General features: G+C 41.5%; 23 protein-coding genes and 1 other annotated feature. All 23 genes read left to right on the forward strand.

From position 1 onward, the window contains the following. The first annotated feature begins 49 nt into the window (after positions 1–49). The 23 genes from spoIIGA (at position 50) to NST01_RS07590 (ending at position 20,079) form a co-directional block, all read left to right on the forward strand. Positions 50–979: a sigma-E processing peptidase SpoIIGA gene (spoIIGA, locus tag NST01_RS07480; RefSeq protein ID WP_017367198.1), complete on the forward strand. Its 930-nt coding sequence runs from the start codon at positions 50–52 to the stop codon at positions 977–979. A 59-nt stretch (positions 980–1,038) separates the two neighbouring features. After that, the gene (gene sigE / locus NST01_RS07485) at positions 1,039–1,758 is read left to right on the forward strand and encodes an RNA polymerase sporulation sigma factor SigE (RefSeq protein WP_007499746.1); all 720 of its coding nucleotides are present in this window, start codon (positions 1,039–1,041) and stop codon (positions 1,756–1,758) included. A 143-nt stretch (positions 1,759–1,901) separates the two neighbouring features. Next, positions 1,902–2,681: an RNA polymerase sporulation sigma factor SigG gene (gene sigG / locus NST01_RS07490; protein ID WP_003211879.1), complete on the forward strand. Its 780-nt coding sequence runs from the start codon at positions 1,902–1,904 to the stop codon at positions 2,679–2,681. Between the two features lie 150 nt (positions 2,682–2,831). Further along, positions 2,832–3,770, forward strand: coding sequence for a sugar-binding transcriptional regulator (locus NST01_RS07495; RefSeq protein ID WP_282900354.1), 939 nt, complete (start codon positions 2,832–2,834; stop codon positions 3,768–3,770). Positions 3,771–4,013: 243 nt separating this feature from the next. Next, the gene (locus NST01_RS07500) at positions 4,014–5,258 is read left to right on the forward strand and encodes an NAD(P)H-dependent oxidoreductase (RefSeq protein ID WP_025207299.1); all 1,245 of its coding nucleotides are present in this window, start codon (positions 4,014–4,016) and stop codon (positions 5,256–5,258) included. A gap of 12 nt (positions 5,259–5,270) precedes the next feature. Then, positions 5,271–5,702: a transcriptional regulator GutM gene (locus NST01_RS07505; RefSeq protein ID WP_008354650.1), complete on the forward strand. Its 432-nt coding sequence runs from the start codon at positions 5,271–5,273 to the stop codon at positions 5,700–5,702. Between the two features lie 17 nt (positions 5,703–5,719). After that, a complete protein-coding gene (gene srlA, locus NST01_RS07510) occupies positions 5,720–6,250 on the forward strand; it encodes a PTS glucitol/sorbitol transporter subunit IIC (protein ID WP_003210918.1) in 531 nt (176 codons plus the stop codon). 13 nt (positions 6,251–6,263) lie between these two features. Continuing rightward, on the forward strand, positions 6,264–7,274 hold the full coding sequence (srlE, locus tag NST01_RS07515) for a PTS glucitol/sorbitol transporter subunit IIB (RefSeq protein ID WP_024720315.1): 1,011 nt from the start codon (positions 6,264–6,266) through the stop codon (positions 7,272–7,274). A 26-nt stretch (positions 7,275–7,300) separates the two neighbouring features. Next, positions 7,301–7,657, forward strand: a complete 357-nt coding sequence (locus tag NST01_RS07520) for a PTS glucitol/sorbitol transporter subunit IIA (RefSeq protein ID WP_007499733.1) — start codon at positions 7,301–7,303, stop codon at positions 7,655–7,657. A 129-nt stretch (positions 7,658–7,786) separates the two neighbouring features. Beyond that, entirely contained in the window at positions 7,787–8,563 is a 777-nt protein-coding gene (locus NST01_RS07525) for an ABC transporter ATP-binding protein (protein ID WP_019743283.1), read from the forward strand. Between the two features lie 79 nt (positions 8,564–8,642). Further along, the gene (locus NST01_RS07530; protein WP_008344958.1) at positions 8,643–8,879 is read left to right on the forward strand and encodes a YlmC/YmxH family sporulation protein; all 237 of its coding nucleotides are present in this window, start codon (positions 8,643–8,645) and stop codon (positions 8,877–8,879) included. Positions 8,880–9,091: 212 nt separating this feature from the next. After that, on the forward strand, positions 9,092–9,955 hold the full coding sequence (gene pgeF, locus NST01_RS07535; RefSeq protein ID WP_129548273.1) for a peptidoglycan editing factor PgeF: 864 nt from the start codon (positions 9,092–9,094) through the stop codon (positions 9,953–9,955). Between the two features lie 6 nt (positions 9,956–9,961). Then, on the forward strand, positions 9,962–10,651 hold the full coding sequence (locus tag NST01_RS07540; protein ID WP_026050091.1) for a YggS family pyridoxal phosphate-dependent enzyme: 690 nt from the start codon (positions 9,962–9,964) through the stop codon (positions 10,649–10,651). A gap of 1 nt (position 10,652) precedes the next feature. After that, positions 10,653–11,111: a cell division protein SepF gene (gene sepF, locus NST01_RS07545; protein WP_017359354.1), complete on the forward strand. Its 459-nt coding sequence runs from the start codon at positions 10,653–10,655 to the stop codon at positions 11,109–11,111. 6 nt (positions 11,112–11,117) lie between these two features. Then, entirely contained in the window at positions 11,118–11,399 is a 282-nt protein-coding gene (locus NST01_RS07550; protein ID WP_017367203.1) for a YggT family protein, read from the forward strand. A 54-nt stretch (positions 11,400–11,453) separates the two neighbouring features. After that, positions 11,454–12,230, forward strand: a complete 777-nt coding sequence (locus NST01_RS07555) for a YlmH family RNA-binding protein (protein ID WP_017367204.1) — start codon at positions 11,454–11,456, stop codon at positions 12,228–12,230. Positions 12,231–12,256: 26 nt separating this feature from the next. Then, positions 12,257–12,751: a DivIVA domain-containing protein gene (locus NST01_RS07560; RefSeq protein WP_008344947.1), complete on the forward strand. Its 495-nt coding sequence runs from the start codon at positions 12,257–12,259 to the stop codon at positions 12,749–12,751. Between the two features lie 59 nt (positions 12,752–12,810). Next, positions 12,811–13,048: a binding site (T-box leader), on the forward strand. Between the two features lie 59 nt (positions 13,049–13,107). Beyond that, the gene (ileS, locus tag NST01_RS07565) at positions 13,108–15,873 is read left to right on the forward strand and encodes an isoleucine--tRNA ligase (protein WP_008344945.1); all 2,766 of its coding nucleotides are present in this window, start codon (positions 13,108–13,110) and stop codon (positions 15,871–15,873) included. A gap of 160 nt (positions 15,874–16,033) precedes the next feature. Further along, the gene (locus NST01_RS07570; RefSeq protein ID WP_008344944.1) at positions 16,034–16,408 is read left to right on the forward strand and encodes a TraR/DksA family transcriptional regulator; all 375 of its coding nucleotides are present in this window, start codon (positions 16,034–16,036) and stop codon (positions 16,406–16,408) included. A 94-nt stretch (positions 16,409–16,502) separates the two neighbouring features. Then, positions 16,503–16,970 carry a signal peptidase II gene (gene lspA / locus NST01_RS07575; RefSeq protein ID WP_008344942.1) on the forward strand — a complete coding sequence of 156 codons (468 nt, stop codon included), beginning with the start codon at positions 16,503–16,505 and terminating at the stop codon, positions 16,968–16,970. Next, positions 16,967–17,881: an RluA family pseudouridine synthase gene (locus tag NST01_RS07580; RefSeq protein ID WP_007499719.1), complete on the forward strand. Its 915-nt coding sequence runs from the start codon at positions 16,967–16,969 to the stop codon at positions 17,879–17,881. The genes lspA and NST01_RS07580 overlap by 4 nt, the downstream gene beginning before the upstream one ends. A 172-nt stretch (positions 17,882–18,053) precedes the next feature. Next, positions 18,054–18,596: a bifunctional pyr operon transcriptional regulator/uracil phosphoribosyltransferase PyrR gene (pyrR, locus tag NST01_RS07585; protein ID WP_007499718.1), complete on the forward strand. Its 543-nt coding sequence runs from the start codon at positions 18,054–18,056 to the stop codon at positions 18,594–18,596. A gap of 154 nt (positions 18,597–18,750) precedes the next feature. Next, positions 18,751–20,079 (forward strand): solute carrier family 23 protein, encoded by a 1,329-nt coding sequence (locus NST01_RS07590; RefSeq protein WP_017359351.1) that lies wholly within the window; start codon positions 18,751–18,753, stop codon positions 20,077–20,079. Positions 20,080–20,173 lie beyond the last annotated feature (94 nt).

Consider the following 20,173-nt stretch of genomic DNA (forward strand, 5'->3'; position numbering starts at 1 on the left):
AGTGCAAGTACTGCTTTTGATTCTTTGTTTCAGATGAAAGGAGCAGAAGGTGGTCATTTATTTAGATGTGATTTGGCTGTTAAACTTTTGTTTTGATCTATTGCTGCTCTTACTCACGGCATTTATTCTCAAACGACAAGTGAAAAAAAGGCGATATATGTTAGGAGCTCTCATTGGATCGAGCATTGTTCTCTTGCTCTTTACGCCATTTGCAATGATTGTGTCGCACCCTTTAGGCAAACTGCTTTTTTCTGTCTTGATCGTGCTTGGAACCTTTGGCTTTCAAAGATTTCGTTCCTTTTTTCAAAACCTGTTTGCTTTTTACTTTGTCACATTTTTGATGGGAGGGGGCATGATCGGGGTTCATTCGTTTTTGCAGACAAATACAGTCATTCAAGATGGACTGCTTATTTCACAAAATGATGGATTTGGTGATCCCATTAGCTGGCTTTTTGTTCTCACTGGCTTTCCGGCCATTTGGCTGTTTTCAAAGAAACGATTAGGAGAGGTTGGTGCGAAAAAAAGACAATATGACGAACAAGTACTTGTGGAGATACACATTCAAGGAGAAACGATCCGCTTAAATGGTCTGGTCGATTCTGGAAATCAGCTGTATGATCCATTGACGAAAACACCTGTCATGATCGTCCAGCTCGATCAGCTCACATCTATTTTCGGAGAGCCATTTATAGAAAAAATGAAACAGTTTCATCCTGTTGAAGTGATGCAAAAGCTTGATGACCATTTTCCGCTGCTTGATCGTTTAAGACTCGTTCCATATCGCGCAGTCGGTCATGATCACGGGTTTCTACTATGCTTTAAACCAGATACGGTCGTCCTTTATACAAAAACGCATATGATCCAGCCAGCGAAGTGTTTTGTTGGGATGAGTCTAAGTGGATTATCAGCAGATCAGGAATTTCAATCCATCATTCATCCAGAGATGTTAGACGGAAAAATGATACAAGGGGTGTCGTAGTTTTTTTGTGATGTCTTTTATCTTACGAAGTCAACTGGACATTTAGAAGGGAGAAGAAGATGAAAAAATTAAAATTTAAACTCACTTACTACTGGTATAAACTCCTCATGAAGCTAGGGCTAAAGAGTGATGAGATTTATTATATTGGTGGAAGTGAGGCACTGCCTCCGCCGTTATCAAAGGATGAAGAACAAGAATTGCTCGTTAAATTACCAAAAGGTGATCAAACAGCACGAGCCATTTTGATCGAAAGAAACTTGCGATTGGTCGTTTATATCGCAAGAAAATTTGAAAACACAGGCATTAACATTGAGGATTTGATTAGTATCGGAACGATAGGCCTCATAAAGGCAGTAAATACGTTTAATCCAGAAAAAAAGATCAAACTGGCCACATATGCGTCTAGATGTATTGAAAATGAGATTTTGATGTATTTGCGTCGAAATAATAAAATCCGTTCAGAAGTATCGTTTGATGAGCCGCTTAACATTGACTGGGACGGCAATGAATTGCTTTTATCAGACGTACTTGGGACAGATGATGATATTATCACCCGGGATATTGAAGCAAATGTCGATAAAAAATTACTGAAAAAAGCGTTAGAACAATTAAACGATCGTGAAAAACAAATTATGGAACTACGATTCGGTTTAGTTGGTGGTGAAGAAAAGACCCAAAAAGATGTTGCTGATATGCTTGGTATTTCTCAGTCCTATATTTCAAGGCTCGAAAAAAGAATTATTAAACGATTGCAAAAAGAATTTAATAAGATGGTCTAAAAAAATTTTTTTGAAAGCTTTATCCCTGTACTGTCAAAGGGATCACCATTTTTTCACATCTTTCTCGTCATAGACCGTGCATATTTTTCCATCCCACGGAGATACTGAACTTTGTACAACAGCTCCTGTAGGGAGGGAAAAAAGTGTCCAGAAATAAAGTGGAAATCTGCGGAGTCGACACCTCCAAACTGCCTGTTCTGAAAAACGACGAGATGAGAAAATTATTCAGACAGCTGCAAGATGAAGGTGATGATACAGCAAGAGAAAAGCTAGTCAATGGCAATTTGCGGTTGGTTTTAAGTGTGATTCAGCGTTTTAACAACAGAGGCGAGTATGTTGATGATCTCTTCCAAGTAGGCTGTATCGGATTAATGAAATCAATTGATAATTTTGATTTAAGCCACAATGTCAGATTTTCAACTTATGCGGTCCCTATGATCATAGGAGAAATCCGTCGATACTTGCGCGATAACAACCCTATCCGGGTGTCTCGTTCACTAAGAGATATTGCCTATAAGGCGCTTCAAGTCCGTGAGAGACTGATTAGTGAGACAAGCAAGGAACCAACGGCAGAAGACATTGCCAAAGTGTTAGAAGTCCCTCATGAGGAAATTGTTTTTGCCCTAGATGCCATTCAAGATCCTGTTTCTTTGTTTGAACCGATTTATAATGACGGAGGAGATCCGATTTATGTGATGGATCAAATTAGTGATGAACGGAACAAAGATACACAATGGGTAGAAGAATTGGCCTTAAAAGAGGGAATGCGCAGATTGAATGATCGAGAAAAAATGATCCTTCGCAAACGCTTCTTCCAAGGCAAAACACAAATGGAAGTGGCAGAAGAAATCGGCATTTCTCAAGCACAAGTATCAAGGCTTGAAAAAGCAGCAATCAAACAAATGAATAAAAATATTTTTTAAAGCCGCCGCTAATGTGCGGCTTTTTTCATTCTTTTTAGAGAACCCATCTCTAGTATTGACTCTGTTATTTTTTTCATTTAATCTGTTTTTAACAAATGTTATTTGAAATATCATTTGTGAGGGAATAGAGAAGCGGAAAGAAGGGTTATTATGACATTCCATGATGAAAGAAGGCTGCTCATTAAGGTTGCGCATATGTACTATGAAGAAGGCGCCACTCAATCTAAAATTGCAGAAGCTGTTGGGGTTAGCCGTTCGCTCATATCGAAATATTTGGCAAAAGCACGTGAAGCAGGAATCGTGGAAATCATTATTCATGATGAAGTGAATCAACAATATGGTTCGTTAGAAAGAAAAATAGAGCGAAAATACGGGTTGCGAGAAGTCGTGTGTGTGGAATCTCTCAGTCAAGAAACAACAAAAAGTCGAATAGGAGCTGCGGCTGCGGGCTTTTTATTAAAAGTCATAAAGGATGGACAAGTCATCGGTTTTTCATCAGGGACAACCTTGCATGAAATGGCGAAAGCGCTTACGTCTGTTCAGCATTTTCCGTCTGTGACATTTGTTCCGCTTGTCGGAGGCGTCGGAAATGAAGATGTTGATATTCATGCCAACTATATTATTGGAAGATGCTCAGAAGCACTCAAATCCAAATGTGAGTTTTTACATGTGCCTGTCATGCTTGATACGAAAGAAGCGAAAGATGTACTCATTAGACAGCCGTCGATCAAAAAAGTCATTGAATTAGGAGAATCATCAAATATCGCAGTCGTAGGAATAGGCGGGGTTCCTCAACATTCAACGATGGTGAAATCCTATATGACAAGTGGTGAGGAAGATATCCTGCAGGCGAAAGATGTCGCGGGTGACATTTGTTATAACTTTATTGATCATAAAGGTGAAGTGTATCCGCATCCGTGGAACGACCGGGTGATGGGGATCAGTCCTCAAAAACTGAAAGAGATCCCGCTTGTGATTGGTGTCGCTGGAGGAGAAGAAAAAATTGAAGCGATCAGGGCAGCGTTAGAAGGTGGATTAATTCATGTGTTAATTACAGATGAACAAACCGGAGATGCCCTATTAAAGTAACTACCTAAGCCGATTAGGTAGTTTTTTTGAGTCTTTAGACTCAAAAAGATTGAGAATTTTATCGATTTTATCTTGACACAAAGTTGACACATCATATAAACTAAGTTCATAACAAATGATAAATAAAATAACAAATGTTACAAGAGACAGATTTTTGTTAATTTTTATAACATTTGTTAAAAGTTTCAGATTATTTTTCTAGCAATCTATTGTGAAGCAAGAAAACCTGAAAGGATGATTTAGATGTCAATTTATCAACAATTGTTAGCACGAGAACGCAGCGGAGATCCAATCAAAGTTGGGATTATCGGGGCAGGCCAAATGGGGTTTGGACTCATTTCACAAATTTCTAAAATTCCAGGCATGATTGTTGCAGGTGTTTGTGATATTCATCTTAGTGCAGCTGAGAAAGCAGCGAATTTTTACAAGCAACATGCGAAACCACATCAAATGGTCGTCACAAATGATTACAGAGAAGTGATTCAATCAGATTCTGTGGAAGTCGTTGTGGATGCAACAGGTGTTCCAGAGGTCGGAGCAAACATTTCTTTGGAAGCGCTTAATTCAAAAAAACATCTCGTTCTTTTAAATGTAGAAGTCGATATTACGATCGGCTTGGTCATGCATAAATTATTCACGAATGCAGGACTTGTTTACTCTGGGTCAGCTGGAGATGAACCAGCAGCAACGCTAGAACTATACGAATTTGCAAAAACAATGGGTCTTGAAGTATTGGTTGCTGGGAAAGGTAAGAACAACCCATTCTTCCCAGAAGCAAACCCAGATACGTGTAAAGCTGAAGCAGATAGTAAACATATGAGTGCCCACATGCTGGCAGCATTCCAAGACGGAACAAAAACGATGGCAGAAATGAACCTATTAAGTAATGCAACAGGACTTTTGCCTGATAAAGTCGGCATGCATGGAGTAGAAGCGAATTTAGAAAATGTAGCAGATAAATTAAATCAAAAACAGCAAGGCGGCGTACTGGATAACTTCGGAGTCGTTGAATATGTAAACGGACTGGCACCAGGTGTCTTTGTCATCGTCAAGAGTGATCTTGAGCCAGTAGATGAAGAACTTCGCTACTTAAAAGTTGGAAAAGGTCCTCACTACACACTGTATCGTCCTTTCCACTTAGCAAGTCTTGAAACACCAGTGACGATCGCAAAAGCAGTCTTACAACACGATTCTTCAATCCATCCAATTGGTGTACCAGTATCAGAAACTGTCGCTGTGGCGAAAAGAGATATTAAAGCAGGAGAAACACTTGATGGTATTGGCGGATACTCCGTAAGAGGTGTACTTGAAACACATCAAGACATGAAAGCGAACGGCCACATCCCAATTGGCTTAATCAGCGGAAAAGTGGTAGCGAAAAAAGATATCAAATTGGGGCAATTCTTATCTCATGATGATGTAGAACTTGATGCAAACACAACGGTCTGGAAGCTGCGTTCATTACAAGATCACTTATTTCAATCATAAGGACGTGAGGCTATGGAAAAATTAGCAATCGTACTTTGTATCATTCTAATTGTGCAGTATGGTTTATCGTTTATTCAAATCAAGTACTACCGCAAAAGCATGGATTCACTGATTGACGACTATAAAGGGAAACAAGGCTATCACTTGTTTTCAGGAATGGAGCGGCGCAAATTTGGTCCTGGAGCCATTGCGCTCATCATTGTCGATGAATCATACATCATTCAAAAGTGTCATGTGCTGGGTGGCGTCTCGATTTTGTCTAAATTTAAGGAACTGCCTTCCTATGAAGGAAAACATGTGGGGGCTGTGCTTGATGAGCATCACATGATGAAACAAACATTGAAAAAGCGCAAAAGGGGACCAGCTGTCATGCAAGCACTTTCCATGGCAGCGGAGCAGGCGCTTGTCTCAATTTCTAAAAAAAATATAACAAATGTGAACTAAGAAAGGGGAGATGAAACATGGAATGGATTCAATGGTTTGGAGAGCACTTTATCGGGATGTTTGAAGCCGGCGGAAAGCAATTCATGGGTCTTGTTACAGGTATCGTTCCAACGCTTGTTGTGTTACTTACTTTCACTTATGCTGTCATGAAGTTTATTGGAGAAGAGCGAGTGAATAGAGCGATTCAGTTTGCAGCGAAATATACCATTTTGCGCTATACGTTAATGCCGATCTTATCCGTTCTTATTTTGACAAACCCAATGGCTTATACGTTTGGCCGCTTCTTACCTGAAAAACAAAAACCAGCATTCTATGATTCAGCTGTTTCATTTGTTCATCCGGTGACATCGCTGTTCCCGTATGCCAACGCAGGAGAACTGTTTGTCTACTTAGGAATTGCGAACGGGATTAAAGAAGCTGGATACTCTATGTCAGAGCTGGCTGTTCGTTACTTCTTAGTCGGGATCGTTGTCATTTTACTTCGCGGAATCATTACGGAATGGATCACAAAGTACTTAGCAGGAAAAATGAAAGCGAATTCACAATAGGGGAGGGTTAGACATGACAAACCACAAAGTATTTGTTGCAAAAGGTGCTGGCGGATGGGGAAAAGGATTAGAGCTTGAACCAACCGGTAAAAGAAGAAAGGTCGTTTCCATTACAGGAGGAGGCATTCACCCAGTTGCACGTAAAATTGCAGAAATGACAGGGACAGAAGCATGTGATGGTTTTAAAAATTCTATACCAGAAGATGAAATGATGTGTGTTGTCATTGACTGCGGAGGAACAGCGCGAATCGGACTTTATCCAATGAAACGTATTCCAACTGTCGATGTGCTGGCATCCTCTCCTTCTGGACCGCTTGCAAAACACATTACAGAGGATATCTTCGTATCAGGTGTCACAGAAAAAGATATTTCCTTTGCGGAAGCATCTGATAGTGAAGGGAATGTAGAAGGTCAAGAAAGCAGCGGCCCAATTGACAAAGAGAATTTCAAAGAAACCTATTCAAAATTGAAAGAGGAAAATATAGAACGTCAAGAAAAAGGGAATTTCCTCATGAGATTCTCAAGAGGAATCGGAAAAGTAACCGGCACATTCTATCAAGCTGGTCGTGATTCTGTTGATATGCTCCTTAAAAACATTATTCCATTCATGGCCTTTGTCAGTATGTTAATTGGAATTATCAATTATACAAAAATCGGTGATCTGATTGCCCATTTCCTTTCACCTTTGGCAGGATCTTTATGGGGGCTCTTACTGCTCGTTGTTGTCTGTACCTTACCGTTCCTATCGCCTGTCTTAGGACCTGGGGCAGTCATTGCACAAGTCATCGGTGTACTGATTGGTAGTCAAATTGCACTAGGAAATATTCCGCCTCAATTTGCACTTCCAGCACTGTTTGCGATCAACGGTCAAGTAGGGTGTGACTTTATCCCGGTTGGGCTATCACTTGGTGAAGCAAAGCCGGAAACGGTACAATATGGGGTACCAGCTGTTTTGTATAGCCGTCTCATTACAGGCGTTCTATCTGTTGTGATCGCATACGTTGCCAGCTTCGGTATGTATTAAACGTATTAAAGGAGGAATCGAGATACATGGTAACACAATCTGTCGTAAAAGAAATTGGGATCTTAGTCCCGCAGTTTAAAGAAGATAAGCTGATTGTTTTATTTGGACCAGCAGCGCCGCAGGAATTAAGAGATATGTCTGTCATTCATGAGTTTGAACACTTAGAAGAAGAGCCGCTGAAATTAGGCGGAACGATTCAAGTGGGCGACCAAACGTATACCATTACTGCTTTAGGCAATAAAGCAAATGACAACTTTAAGGAACTCGGCCATATTTCGATCTACTTCCAAGAGCCGTTTGATGATGTATTACCGGGAGCTGTCTTTGCATCCCCGCATACGTTTCCTGATATTAAAGAAGGCGTACGAATTGAAATTTCGTAACCATGCAAAAAAGCTGTTCCTTAATAGGGAGCAGCTTTTTTGCGTTAGGTTTACTGATTGAAACATTTGCGATATGCTGTAGACGTTATTATTTGTATATTCAGAATTTTTATTCAGGGGGAAAAGATCGTGTCGCTTGACTTGAAGGATGTTTCTTTAAAACGAAATGGAAAATGGCTGCTTCGTTCTATTGACTGGCAGGTGAAAAACCAGGAACACTGGGTGCTTTATGGTTTAAATGGTGCTGGGAAAACGGCTTTATTAAATATGCTTTGCTCATATTATTTTCCAACGTCAGGTGAGATGACGGTGTTAGGCCATGTGTTTGGCAAGGAAGCGCTTGGTGAAAAACTAAGGAAGAAAATTGGTCTCATCTCTGCTGGTCTTGAAAAGAAGCTGCACAGAGATGACAATGCATTTGAAATTGTTTTGAGCGGGGCATTTGCTTCCATCGGACTTTATGAAACACCTACAGATGAGATAAGAGAGAAGGCGATTGATTTATTAAAAACATTTGGATCGTTTCAATATGCCAATCGCACGTATGAAACCCTCTCGCAAGGGGAGAAACAAAAAGTGCTCATCGCAAGAGCTTTAATGAATGATCCGAAGCTCCTAATATTAGATGAACCTGTGACGGGTCTTGATTTTTTAGCAAGAGAACAAGTGCTAGAGACGATCTCATTGATTGCATCAAAACCAGATGCGCCCACATTGCTCTATACGACCCACCATGCAGAAGAGATTCTCCCGATTTTTCAGCACACCTTATTATTAAAAGAAGGTACTGTTTTTCATAAAGGGGAGACAAAGCAGATGATGACAAGTGACTTGCTTTCTTCCTTCTTTGAATGTCCAGTCGAAGTCATGTGGCAAAACGGCCGTCCTCACTTAAGTAAATTGTAGATAAGAGAAACTATTGGTCTGCTTCCCTGCTTTTCCATCATACATATTATAGTAGAAAACGAAAGGCGGGGAAGGACAGATGATCAGTATTTCTGAATTCCAAATCAAAGATGTCGTCGATGTGTCCAGCGGAAAAAAATTAGGTACTATTGGAGACATCGATATCAATGTCACGAGCGGTAAAATACAAGCGATTATCATAGGCGGTACAGGTAAAATGATGGGATTTTTCGGAAAAGAAGAGGAAATGATTGTCCCGTGGCGAAATATAGTAAAAATTGGCGAAGATGTGATACTTGTCCGTTTGTCTTCTTAATTTGTGTAAATTCCTCAACTAATAGATCAAATTTTCCTTAAAACATGCTCTCCATTCTCAGCAATCAATGTCTTTTTCGGGTAAAAAGATTACGTTTTCATATCAATTTGAAAAAAAACCTGTAGAAAGGGCACATTTGAGTGTAATATTTAATGAATCCCACTAACTGTCTTAGCAGGTCTTGTGGTAAAATAGGAGCGATATAAAGAGAGATGAATGAAAGGTGGGAGGCAGCTTTGATAGACAAATATGACCCCTTTCAGCAGAAATCACCTGATGCAATGCTGATTCATGATTGGACGAACATGACATGTTCTGGAAAAGAGATATTGGCCGGTTTTACGACAAAAAATGGCGGCTTTAGTCTTTCTCCATATCAATCACTGAACACTGGACTCCATGTAGGAGATGATGCTTCTAGTGTCCAAATGAATCGTCAAGTCATTGCAGATGCTACTGCTGTGCCGCTCTCTAATTGGGTGTTTGCTGACCAAACACACGAGGATCGCATCATGAAAGTCACGAAGGAACAAAAGGGAAGAGGAAGTCTTCAGTATGATGAAGCGCTCTCTAGAACAGATGGTTTATACACCTCTGAACCAAACATCATGCTCGCTCTTTGTTTCGCTGACTGTGTTCCGCTTTATTATCTAGCGCCGCAATCTGGGCTGATTGGAACGGCTCATGCCGGCTGGAAAGGAACCGTTAAACAAATTGGCGCCAACATGGTTGATGCATGGGTTCGCCAAGAAGGCGCTGATGCCGATCATATACAAGTCGTCATTGGACCATCCATTGGCAGCTGCTGCTACATAGTAGATGATGTTGTCATAGATCAAGTGAAACAGCTTCCTTTTTCAACAGAGGATGTGTATTCCGAGATGTCACAAGGACAATACAAAATTGACTTAAAAACACTAAACAAAAACGTATTACTTCATGCAGGATTAAAAGAAGAAAACATACATGTCAGTTCGATGTGCACAAGTTGCAATGAGCAGCATTTCTTCTCACACCGGCGTGATCAAGGGAAAACAGGACGTATGATGTCTTTTGTCGGGTTTAAGGAGGCATAAGTGCAATTGAATGTACGAGAGAATCTCAGACAAATAAATGAACAAATCAACGAAGCATGTAAAAGAGCAGGTAGACATCCAGACGATGTATCGGTTGTCGCTGTCACAAAATATGTCTCGATTGAACGAGCATTAGAAGCAAAGGATGCCGGCATTTTGCACTTTGGTGAAAATCGTGACCAAGGGTTACTTGAAAAACAGGCAGCCATAACCGATGAAAACATTAGCTGGCACTTCATCGGCAGTTTACAGACGCGAAAAGTGAAATCTGTCATTCAGACCATTGACTACTTACATTCGCTAGACAGAATGTCCCTTGCGAATGAAATTGAAAAAAGAGCGGATCACACGGTTCGCTGTTTTGTACAGGTGAACACATCACTTGAGGAGTCAAAACACGGCTTACAAAGCGAAGACGTGATTCCATTTGTCAAACAGCTCGCTGATTTCAAACATATTGAAATTGCTGGACTCATGACGATGGCTCCATTTACAGATGATCATACTGTGATACGAAACTGTTTTAAAACATTAAAAAGCCTTCAACAAGAGGTAAAACAACTGAACCAAGTAAATGCACCTTGTCAGCATTTATCGATGGGCATGTCAAACGATTTTGAAATCGCAATTGAAGAAGGTGCGACATTTGTTCGGATTGGCTCTTCACTTGTTGGAAATGAAACAGGAGGTGCGTGACATGAGCATAAAAAATAAGTTTAAAAGCTTCTTCACACTCGATGATGAAGAGTATGAGTACGAATATATTGATGAAGAAAGAGAACCAGCACAAGAAGAAAAAAACACAAAAGATAAAGCGGCATTTCAAGAGCGTCCTCAGGCAGGAAAACAAAATGTCGTCAGCTTGCAAAGCGTGCAAAAATCCTCTAAAGTGGTGTTAAGTGAGCCACGTGTTTATGCAGAGGCTCAAGAGATTGCAGATCATATTAAAAATCGGCGTGCAGTCGTCGTCAATTTGCAGCGCATTCAGCACGATCAAGCAAAGCGAATCATCGACTTCTTAAGCGGAACGGTTTATGCAATCGGTGGAGACATTCAGCGTATTGGCTCGAATATATTCCTCTGCACTCCTGATAATGTGGATGTATCTGGCACAATATCAGAGCTATTGACAGAGGAAGAACCTCAGAGGTGGTAAACCAAAGTGATTCTATATTACATTTTTCAGTTTCTACAGACTGTATTAACGATTTACTCATTCGCGATCATTATTTACATCTTTATGTCATGGGTACCATCTGCAAGAGAAACAGCGATTGGCCGCTTCTTGACAAACATTTGCGAACCGTATTTAGAACCATTCCGTAAAATTATTCCGCCAATTGGCATGATTGACATCTCGCCAATTGTGGCATTGCTTGTGATTCGTTTCGCATCATTGTATGGACTAACTGGTCTTTATAATATGATTGTACGATTCATGTAGACAGGCTGCCGGGCTTGGCATCTGCCAGGCTCTTTTACATAAAAGGGGAACAAAATGAGCGATATTTATCAACATTTTAGAAAAGACGAACAGCCATTTGTCGACCAAGTATTAGGCTGGAAAAACATCGCACTCGATCAATATCGAATGAAATTAACAGACTTTCTTGATCCGCGTGAGCAGTTCATTACCCAGTCCGTGATTCAGCATTCTGATGAACTGGGTCTCATGTTTTTTGGCGGGTATGAGGAAGCAGAGCGGAAAAGGGCTTTGATCTATCCTGACTATTTAGCACCGACCATACAGGATTTTGAACTGACTTATTTTCAGGTGAACTATGCGAAAAAGTTTATTTCGATAGAACACCCCAACCTTCTCGGTTCGCTCATTGGGACAGGCCTGAAGCGTCAAAAATTCGGTGATTTGTTGTTTTCAGAGGACAACGTGCAATTTATTTGTACAAGCGATGTTGCCGATTTTGTTCGGGCTCAGCTGACGCATGTGGGCAGAGCATCTGTTTCATTAGAGGAAATTAGCAAGGCAGATCTTCAGCCAGTCATCAGCAAAACCGATATCAAAGAAGATACGATTTCTTCACTGCGGCTTGACGCTGTATGTGCTGCTGTCAGCCGTCAGTCTCGGCAAAAAGCACAGCTTTTGGTCAAAAATGGTCTTGTCAAAGTAAACTGGAAAGTCACTGAAGACCCTTCCTTTACAATTGGTGAAGGTGATCAGCTCTCTGTCAGGGGATTTGGCCGCTTTAGCTTAAAAACAATTGATGGGAAGACGAAAAAAGATAAATTCAAAGTAACATTTGAGCTTCTGACATAACGAATTTGAATCTGGAGGTGGCAAGATTGCCATTAACACCTAATGATATTCATAATAAAACGTTCACAAAAAGTTTTCGCGGCTATGACGAAGATGAAGTAAATGAGTTTTTAAGCCAAGTACGTAAAGATTACGAGATCGTACTTCGCAAAAAGAACGAGCTTGAAGACAAAGTCAACGAGCTTGATGAAAGACTAGGCCATTTTGCAACAATCGAAGAAACATTAAACAAATCCATTCTTGTGGCGCAAGAAGCAGCAGAAGACGTGAAGCGTCATTCTGATAAAGAAGCGAAATTGATCATTCGTGAAGCTGAGAAAAATGCAGACCGTATTATCAACGAAGCGTTATCAAAATCAAGAAAGATTGCAATGGAAATCGAAGAGCTCAAGAAACAGTCGAAAGTCTTTAGAACTCGTTTCCAAATGCTCATCGAAGCTCAGCTTGATCTTCTGAAAAATGATGATTGGGATCATTTGCTGGAATATGAAGTTGACGCTGTCTTTGACGAAAAAGAATAAGTGCATCACCTTGACATGACGTGCTCATGTTGCATATAATACCATCATAAATTAACAAGAGATAAACGTTTGAAAGGGACACTCGCAGCGGTTACATGCGTAATAAAGCGAATCAGGGACGGTGGAAGCCTGACATTACGAAACGCTGCAACGAGATCACCCCTTTAGTTCCTTTTCTGAAATGAATGAGTAAGAAAAGGCGTCAGATCACGTTACGATTTTAGAGTGGATAAGCGGCAATTTCAAAGCGCTTGTCTAAAAGGGTGGTACCGCGAGACAAGCCTTCTCGTCCCTTATGGGATGAGAGGGCTTTTTTTATTGTTTTTTAATACGAATTTGCATGTGGAGGAATAGGTATGAACTACAAAGACACCTTATTAATGCCAAAAACAGAATTCCCGATGAGAGGGAACTTGCCGAACAAAGAGCCTGAAATCCAAGAGGAGTGGGCAGAAAAAGACATCTATCAAATGGTTTTAGAGCGGACAAAAGGACGCCCAACCTTTATTTTGCATGATGGACCTCCATATGCGAATGGTGACATTCATATGGGGCACGCACTCAATAAAATCCTCAAAGATTTTATTGTCCGTTTTAAATCAATGAATGGATTCCATGCACCGTACGTACCGGGCTGGGATACACATGGCTTACCGATTGAAACAGCCCTTACGAAAAATAAAAAAGTCAAACGCAAAGAAATGTCGACAGCAGAATTCCGTAAACTATGTGAGGAGTATGCTTGGAAACAAATCGAAGGTCAACGCAATCAGTTTAAACGTTTGGGCGTAAGAGCAGACTGGGACAATCCATATGTGACATTAAAGCCTGAATACGAAGCGCAGCAAATTCTTGTCTTTGGTGAAATGGCGAAAAGAGGCTATATTTACAAAGGTCTTAAGCCTGTTAACTGGTCTCCATCAAGTGAATCAGCACTTGCTGAAGCAGAAATTGAATACAAGGACAAACGTTCACCATCAATTTACGTATCATTTAAAGTGAAAGATGGCAAAGGCGTACTTGAAAACGGCGAGCAGTTCATCATCTGGACAACAACACCTTGGACACTTCCTGCAAACCTTGGCATTTGTGTTCACCCAAACCTAGAGTACAGCGTGCTTCAAGTGGGTGCTGAGCGATATGTCATCGCATCTGAACTAGTTGAACAAGTGGCAAAAACACTTGGCTTTGAAGAGTACGAAGTTGTGAAAACGTTAAAAGGTAAAGAATTAGATAAGGTCGTTGCAGCACATCCAATTTACGATAGAGATTCTCTTGTGATGCTTGGCGATCACGTCACAACAGATGCAGGAACAGGCTGTGTTCACACAGCGCCAGGTCACGGGGAAGATGACTTTATCGTAAGTATGAAGTACGGTCTTGATGTGTTATGTCCAGTAGATGAAAAAGGTGTGATGACAGAAGAAGCACCTGGTTTTGAAGGACTATTCTACGAGGATGCCAATAAAGCCATCACAGAACAGCTTGAAGCAAAAGGCGCATTGAAAAAGCTCGACTTTATCACGCACTCCTATCCGCATGACTGGAGAACGAAAAAACCAACAATTTATCGTGCAACTGCTCAGTGGTTTGCTTCCATTAAAGATTTCAGAGAAGCACTATTAGATAATATTAAAGAAACGAAATGGGTTCCAGCTTGGGGCGAAACGCGCCTGTTCAATATGGTGCGTGACAGAGGTGACTGGTGCATTTCAAGACAGCGTGTATGGGGCGTTCCAATCCCGGTCTTCTATGCTGAAAATGGTGAGCCAATCATCACAGATGAAACGATTCAGCACGTTTCTCAATTATTTAGAGAACATGGCTCGAATATTTGGTTTGAAAAAGAAGCAAAAGAATTATTGCCTGAAGGCTTTACACATCCAGGCAGCCCGAACGGTGAATTTACAAAAGAGCAAGATATCATGGATGTATGGTTTGATTCTGGTTCTTCTCACCAAGCGGTATTAGAAGAACGAGATGACCTTGTTCGTCCGGCAGACCTTTACCTTGAAGGTTCTGATCAATATCGCGGCTGGTTTAACTCATCTTTATCTACAGCGGTTGCTGTCACAGGAAAAGCGCCATATAAAGGTGTTCTCAGCCATGGCTTTACGCTTGATAAAGAAGGACGCAAGATGAGTAAATCATTAGGCAATACGATCGATCCGACGAAAGTGGCGAAGCAGCTTGGTGCGGAGATTCTTAGACTTTGGGTCTCTTCTGTCAACTATCAAGCCGATCATCCAGTGTCTGACGACATTTTAAAACAAGTCGCAGAAGTTTATCGTAAAATCCGTAACACGTTCCGCTTCTTGCATGGTAACCTGTTTGACTTTGATCCAGCAGTCAATGCAGTACCGGTCGAAGAGCTTCGCGAAGTGGATCAATATATCTTAATCAAATTAAACAAATTGATTGATAAAGTGAAAAAAGCTTATGATGATTACGAATTTGCGGTTGTCTATCATGCCATCCACAACTTCTGTACGATTGAGCTTAGCTCTTTCTATCTCGATTTTGCAAAAGATGTGGTATACATTGAGCATGCGGATCATCCAGACCGCCGCAGCATGCAAACGGTCTTCTACGAAACATTAATGGCGTTAGTGAAGCTGACAGCACCAATTCTTCCGCATACAGCAGATGAACTATGGAGCCACTTAAGCTTTGTTGAAGAGCCAAGTGTTCAGTTAACAGATATGCCAGAAGGTGTAGCTGTTCCTCAAGCAGAAGCGACAGAAGTGAAGTTTGACCGCTTTATGGAAGTACGTGACGATGTGCTAAAAGCACTGGAAATTGCGCGTAATGAGAAAGTCATCGGCCGTTCACTTGAAGCAAGTGTGACCCTTTATGCAACAGAGGAAGTGAAAAACCTTCTTGCATCCATTAAAGAAGATGTGAAGCAGCTCTTTATCATTTCTGAGTTAACAGTAGAAGATGAGAAGCATGCAGACGCATCAGCGCCTGAATACACATCAGGACGTATTGTTGTTCAAAAAGCAGAAGGCGAACTGTGCGAACGCTCCCGCATTATTTCAAAAGATGTTGGCGCAAATCCAAAATACCCAACATTGTCGCTCAAAAATGCTGAAATTGTGGAGAAATATTACCAGAATTAACAGCACAATATCACCAACTAGCGCCCCGCATATAGCGGGGCGTTTTTGATATAGAGAAAATGACAGCGTTTAGAACGAAAGGAAAAATCTTATGGCTTTAAAGTGAACAGGCGGGGCAACAATATGATTATCACGACAGGGCAGGAGTTGAAACAGCGACATGAATGGCGATCTAGAGACGATTTACATGGAACTCCTTCAAATGAGAGAAGAACTGCAATCGAAACTATTTGAATATGCATCATTGCGTTCACCCGCTGAACATGTCACTTTCGATCAAGCAAAAACGACTACGCTTCTTTATCACATCAAAGAAGAACTGCAAGATGTTTCGCTCGCGATTGCAAAAATTGAACAAGGAACTTATGGCATATGTGAGGCGACTGGGCATACAATGCCCATTGAACAAATGAGTATTCTTCCGACTGCTCGTACGACTGACGACTTTTTATATCATAAGCAATACGAGAAAAAAGCATTCACCCCTTATCCTTATGAATCAAATGATTCTCATTTTGAAGCCTTCCACATGTAGGGAGGTTTTTGTCTGTCAACTAAAGTTTCTTTACTCCATCCTGTTTTCTTGATAAAATGCTTAAAGACCAAAGTATGAAGATGGAGGAACGTGTGTGTTCTATTACATAATCGCATTCGTGATAATTTGTTTAGATCAATTAACAAAATGGCTCATTGTCAAACATATGATGCTCGGTGATTCTATTCCTGTGATTGATGGCTTCTTTTACATCACATCCCACCGAAATTCAGGAGCCGCATGGGGGATTCTCCAAGGACAAATGTGGTTTTTCTATGTGATCACACTCGTTGTTATTGCAGGAATTGTTTATTATTTGCAAAAACATGGACAAAAGGACAAGCTACTTGGCGTAGCGCTTGCCTTAATGCTTGGCGGAGCGATTGGAAACTTTATTGACCGTATTTTCCGTCAAGAAGTGGTTGATTTTGCTCATTTCGTATTTGGGGATTATCATTATCCAATCTTTAATATCGCAGATTCCTCTCTATGTGTGGGGGTCATTCTGCTCTTTATTCAAATGCTTTTAGATGGAAAGAAAAATAAGGAGTCAACTACATGAATCAAGTAAACATTGCCGTTTCAGAAGAACAAACGAGTGAACGGCTTGATAAATTTTTAAGCACAACTGAACCAGAATGGTCAAGAACCCAAGTCCAGCAGTGGGTGAAAGATGGGCTCATCGAAGTAAATGGAAAACAAGTGAAGGCCAATTATAAAGTACAAGCTGGAGATCAAATCAAAGTAGAGATTCCAGATCCAGAAGCACTAGATGTAGAAGCGGAATCAATGGATCTTGATATTTATTATGAGGATGAAGATGTACTAGTGGTCAATAAACCAAGAGGAATGGTCGTTCATCCAGCACCAGGACATGTGACAGGTACTCTTGTCAATGGCCTCATGGCTCATTGCAATGATTTGTCAGGCATTAATGGTGTGATGAGACCAGGAATTGTCCACCGTATTGATAAAGATACGTCAGGGCTTTTAATGGTCGCAAAAAATGATATGGCGCATGAATCACTCGTTAATCAGCTGGTGGCGAAAACGGTCACTAGAAAATACACAGCCGTTGTTCATGGTATCATTCAGCATGATACTGGAACGATTGATGCACCAATAGGTCGAGACAAAAAAGATCGCCAAAGCATGACGGTCACAAAAGAAAATGCAAAGCAGGCAGTCACTCATTTTGATGTGATGGAGCGCTTTAAAGACTTTACCGTTGTAGAATGCCGCCTTGAAACTGGGAGAACCCACCAAATTCGTGTTCATATGAAATACATTGGCTATCCGCTTGCCGGAGATCCAAAATATGGCCCAAGAAAAACGGTTGATTTCAATGGACAACTGCTGCATGCAGGCGTGTTAGGATTTGATCACCCTAGAACAGGAGAATATATGGAGTTTACAGCTCCAATTCCAGCTGATATGCGGGGCTTTATCGATTCATTAAGAAATAACGATTGACAGGCCGTTCTTTTTTTGAAATAATATAAACGAAGAAATTGAGATTCTTTAAAACAGTCCAGAGAGGCTGAGAAGGATAACGGATCAATTTGTGCACGAGTATGCACAAATGAGCGCCCCTCTCTGCCCTTTGCAGAAGGGGCTTTTTATTTGTCAAAAAGAGGTGTAAAAGATGGAACAAAAAGCAGTCATTCTTGATGAACAAGCGATAAGACGAGCGCTTACCCGTATTGCACATGAAATGATTGAGCGCAACAAAGGGATGAAGGATGTCATCCTGGCCGGGATCAAGACAAGAGGTATTCATCTTGCAAAGCGCCTTGCAGAGCGCATCGAGCAAATTGAAGGAAACCCCGTGACTGTGGGTGAACTGGATATTACGCTATACCGTGATGACCTGACAAAAAAGACAGAGAACCAAGACCCGCTTGTTAAGGGTGCAGACATCCCAGCTGACATTAATGACAAAACACTGATTGTCGTAGATGATGTTTTGTTCACAGGTAGAACGGTGAGAGCAGCTATGGATGCGCTTGTGGATGTAGGAAGACCATCTTCCATTCAGCTAGCTGTTCTAGTCGACCGGGGACACCGGGAGCTGCCGATTCGGGCAGATTATATCGGGAAAAACATCCCGACATCAAAAGCAGAGACAGTCATGGTTCAGCTCAATGAAGTAGATCAAAACGACCTTGTCGCTATATATGAAAAATAACCTTTTTAAATGCATTCCAGAGAGTTTGCAAAGAGGGCAATAACAGAGACACCGAGCACACGACTAAAGTGACGTGTACGGTTTTTCTAGGCCTCTTTGCGCATACTCGCAAAGAGGCTTTTTAATGAAAAAGGACACATCTAGGAGGAAAATCATGAGTCAGCAAAAAGCCAATTTAGGCATTCGAGATATCCCAAAACCGTTCACATGGCTGTCACTCAGCCTGCAGCACTTGTTTGCCATGTTTGGTGCAACCATTCTTGTACCAAAGATCATTGATATGAGCCCAGCCGTTGCGCTCATCTCAAGCGGGGTTGGAACCATTGTGTACTTAATCATCACAAGAGGGCAGATTCCGGCGTATCTTGGATCGTCCTTTGCCTTTATCGCCCCTATCTTGAATGTAAAAGCCACCGGCGGCCCTGGAGCAGCAATGGTAGGTGCCTTTATGGCGGGTGTGGCATATGCACTCATCGCATTATTTATCAAATGGCTCGGCACAGGCTGGCTAATGAAGCTTCTGCCGCCTGTCGTTGTAGGACCCGTCATTATGGTCATCGGACTCGGACTCGCTGGAACAGCTGTTAACATGGCGATGTACGTGGATCCAAATGCAAAGGAGCTTGTTTACAGCCTGAAGCACTTAATGGTTGCAGGCTTCACGCTCGCCGTCACCATTATTAGTATGATCTTCCTAAGAGGATTCCTTAGCTTGATTCCAGTCTTAATCGGCATTATCAGCGGCTACCTCTTTGCCTTAACACAAGGCATTGTGAACTTCCAGCCGGTCATTGCTGCAAAATGGTTTGCTGTACCAGACTTTGTTGTACCATTTGTCGACTATACTCCTGCTGTGACCTTAAGCATACTCACAGTGATGGTGCCAGTTGCCTTTGTGACCATGTCTGAGCACATCGGCCATCAAGTCGTGTTAAGCAAAGTTGTTGGACAAGATTTTATTAAAAAACCAGGTCTTCATCGCTCCATTTTAGGAGACAGTGCGGCGACAATCTTCGCTTCACTCATCGGCGGACCTCCAACAACGACTTATGGAGAGAACATTGGTGTCCTTGCGATCACAAGAGTGTTCAGTATCTTCGTTATCGGCGGAGCAGCGGTGTTTGCGATCTGCTTCGGCTTTGTTGGGAAAATTTCAGCATTAATCAGTACAGTACCATCCGCGGTTATGGGGGGCGTTTCGTTCCTGCTCTTTGGAATCATAGCCTCAAGCGGACTGCGAATCCTGATTGATCATAAAGTGAATTTTGAAGAAAAGCGCAATCTCATTATCGCATCAGTCATCTTAGTCATTGGAATTGGCGGGGCATTCATTGAGGTGAAACAAATCAATCTGACGCTGTCAGGAATGGCACTCGCTGCCATTACTGGCGTCCTGCTAAACCTGATTCTGCCGCATCAAAAGGCAGAAGATGATGAGTCAAATGAATCGAATACCGAAAACCTTTTAAAAGAAGTCCAGTGAGGCTGACAAGGGTTCTAAACGGAGCAGAACGTGCGAAAGCACCCCTGCTTCTTTTGGAGAACCCTAAGCTGCCGAGGCTTAGGGTTTTTTTGAA

It is taken from the genome of Bacillus sp. FSL R7-0166 (genome assembly GCF_038008935.1).
In the GTDB taxonomy this organism is placed as follows: domain Bacteria; phylum Bacillota; class Bacilli; order Bacillales; family Bacillaceae; genus Bacillus; species Bacillus altitudinis.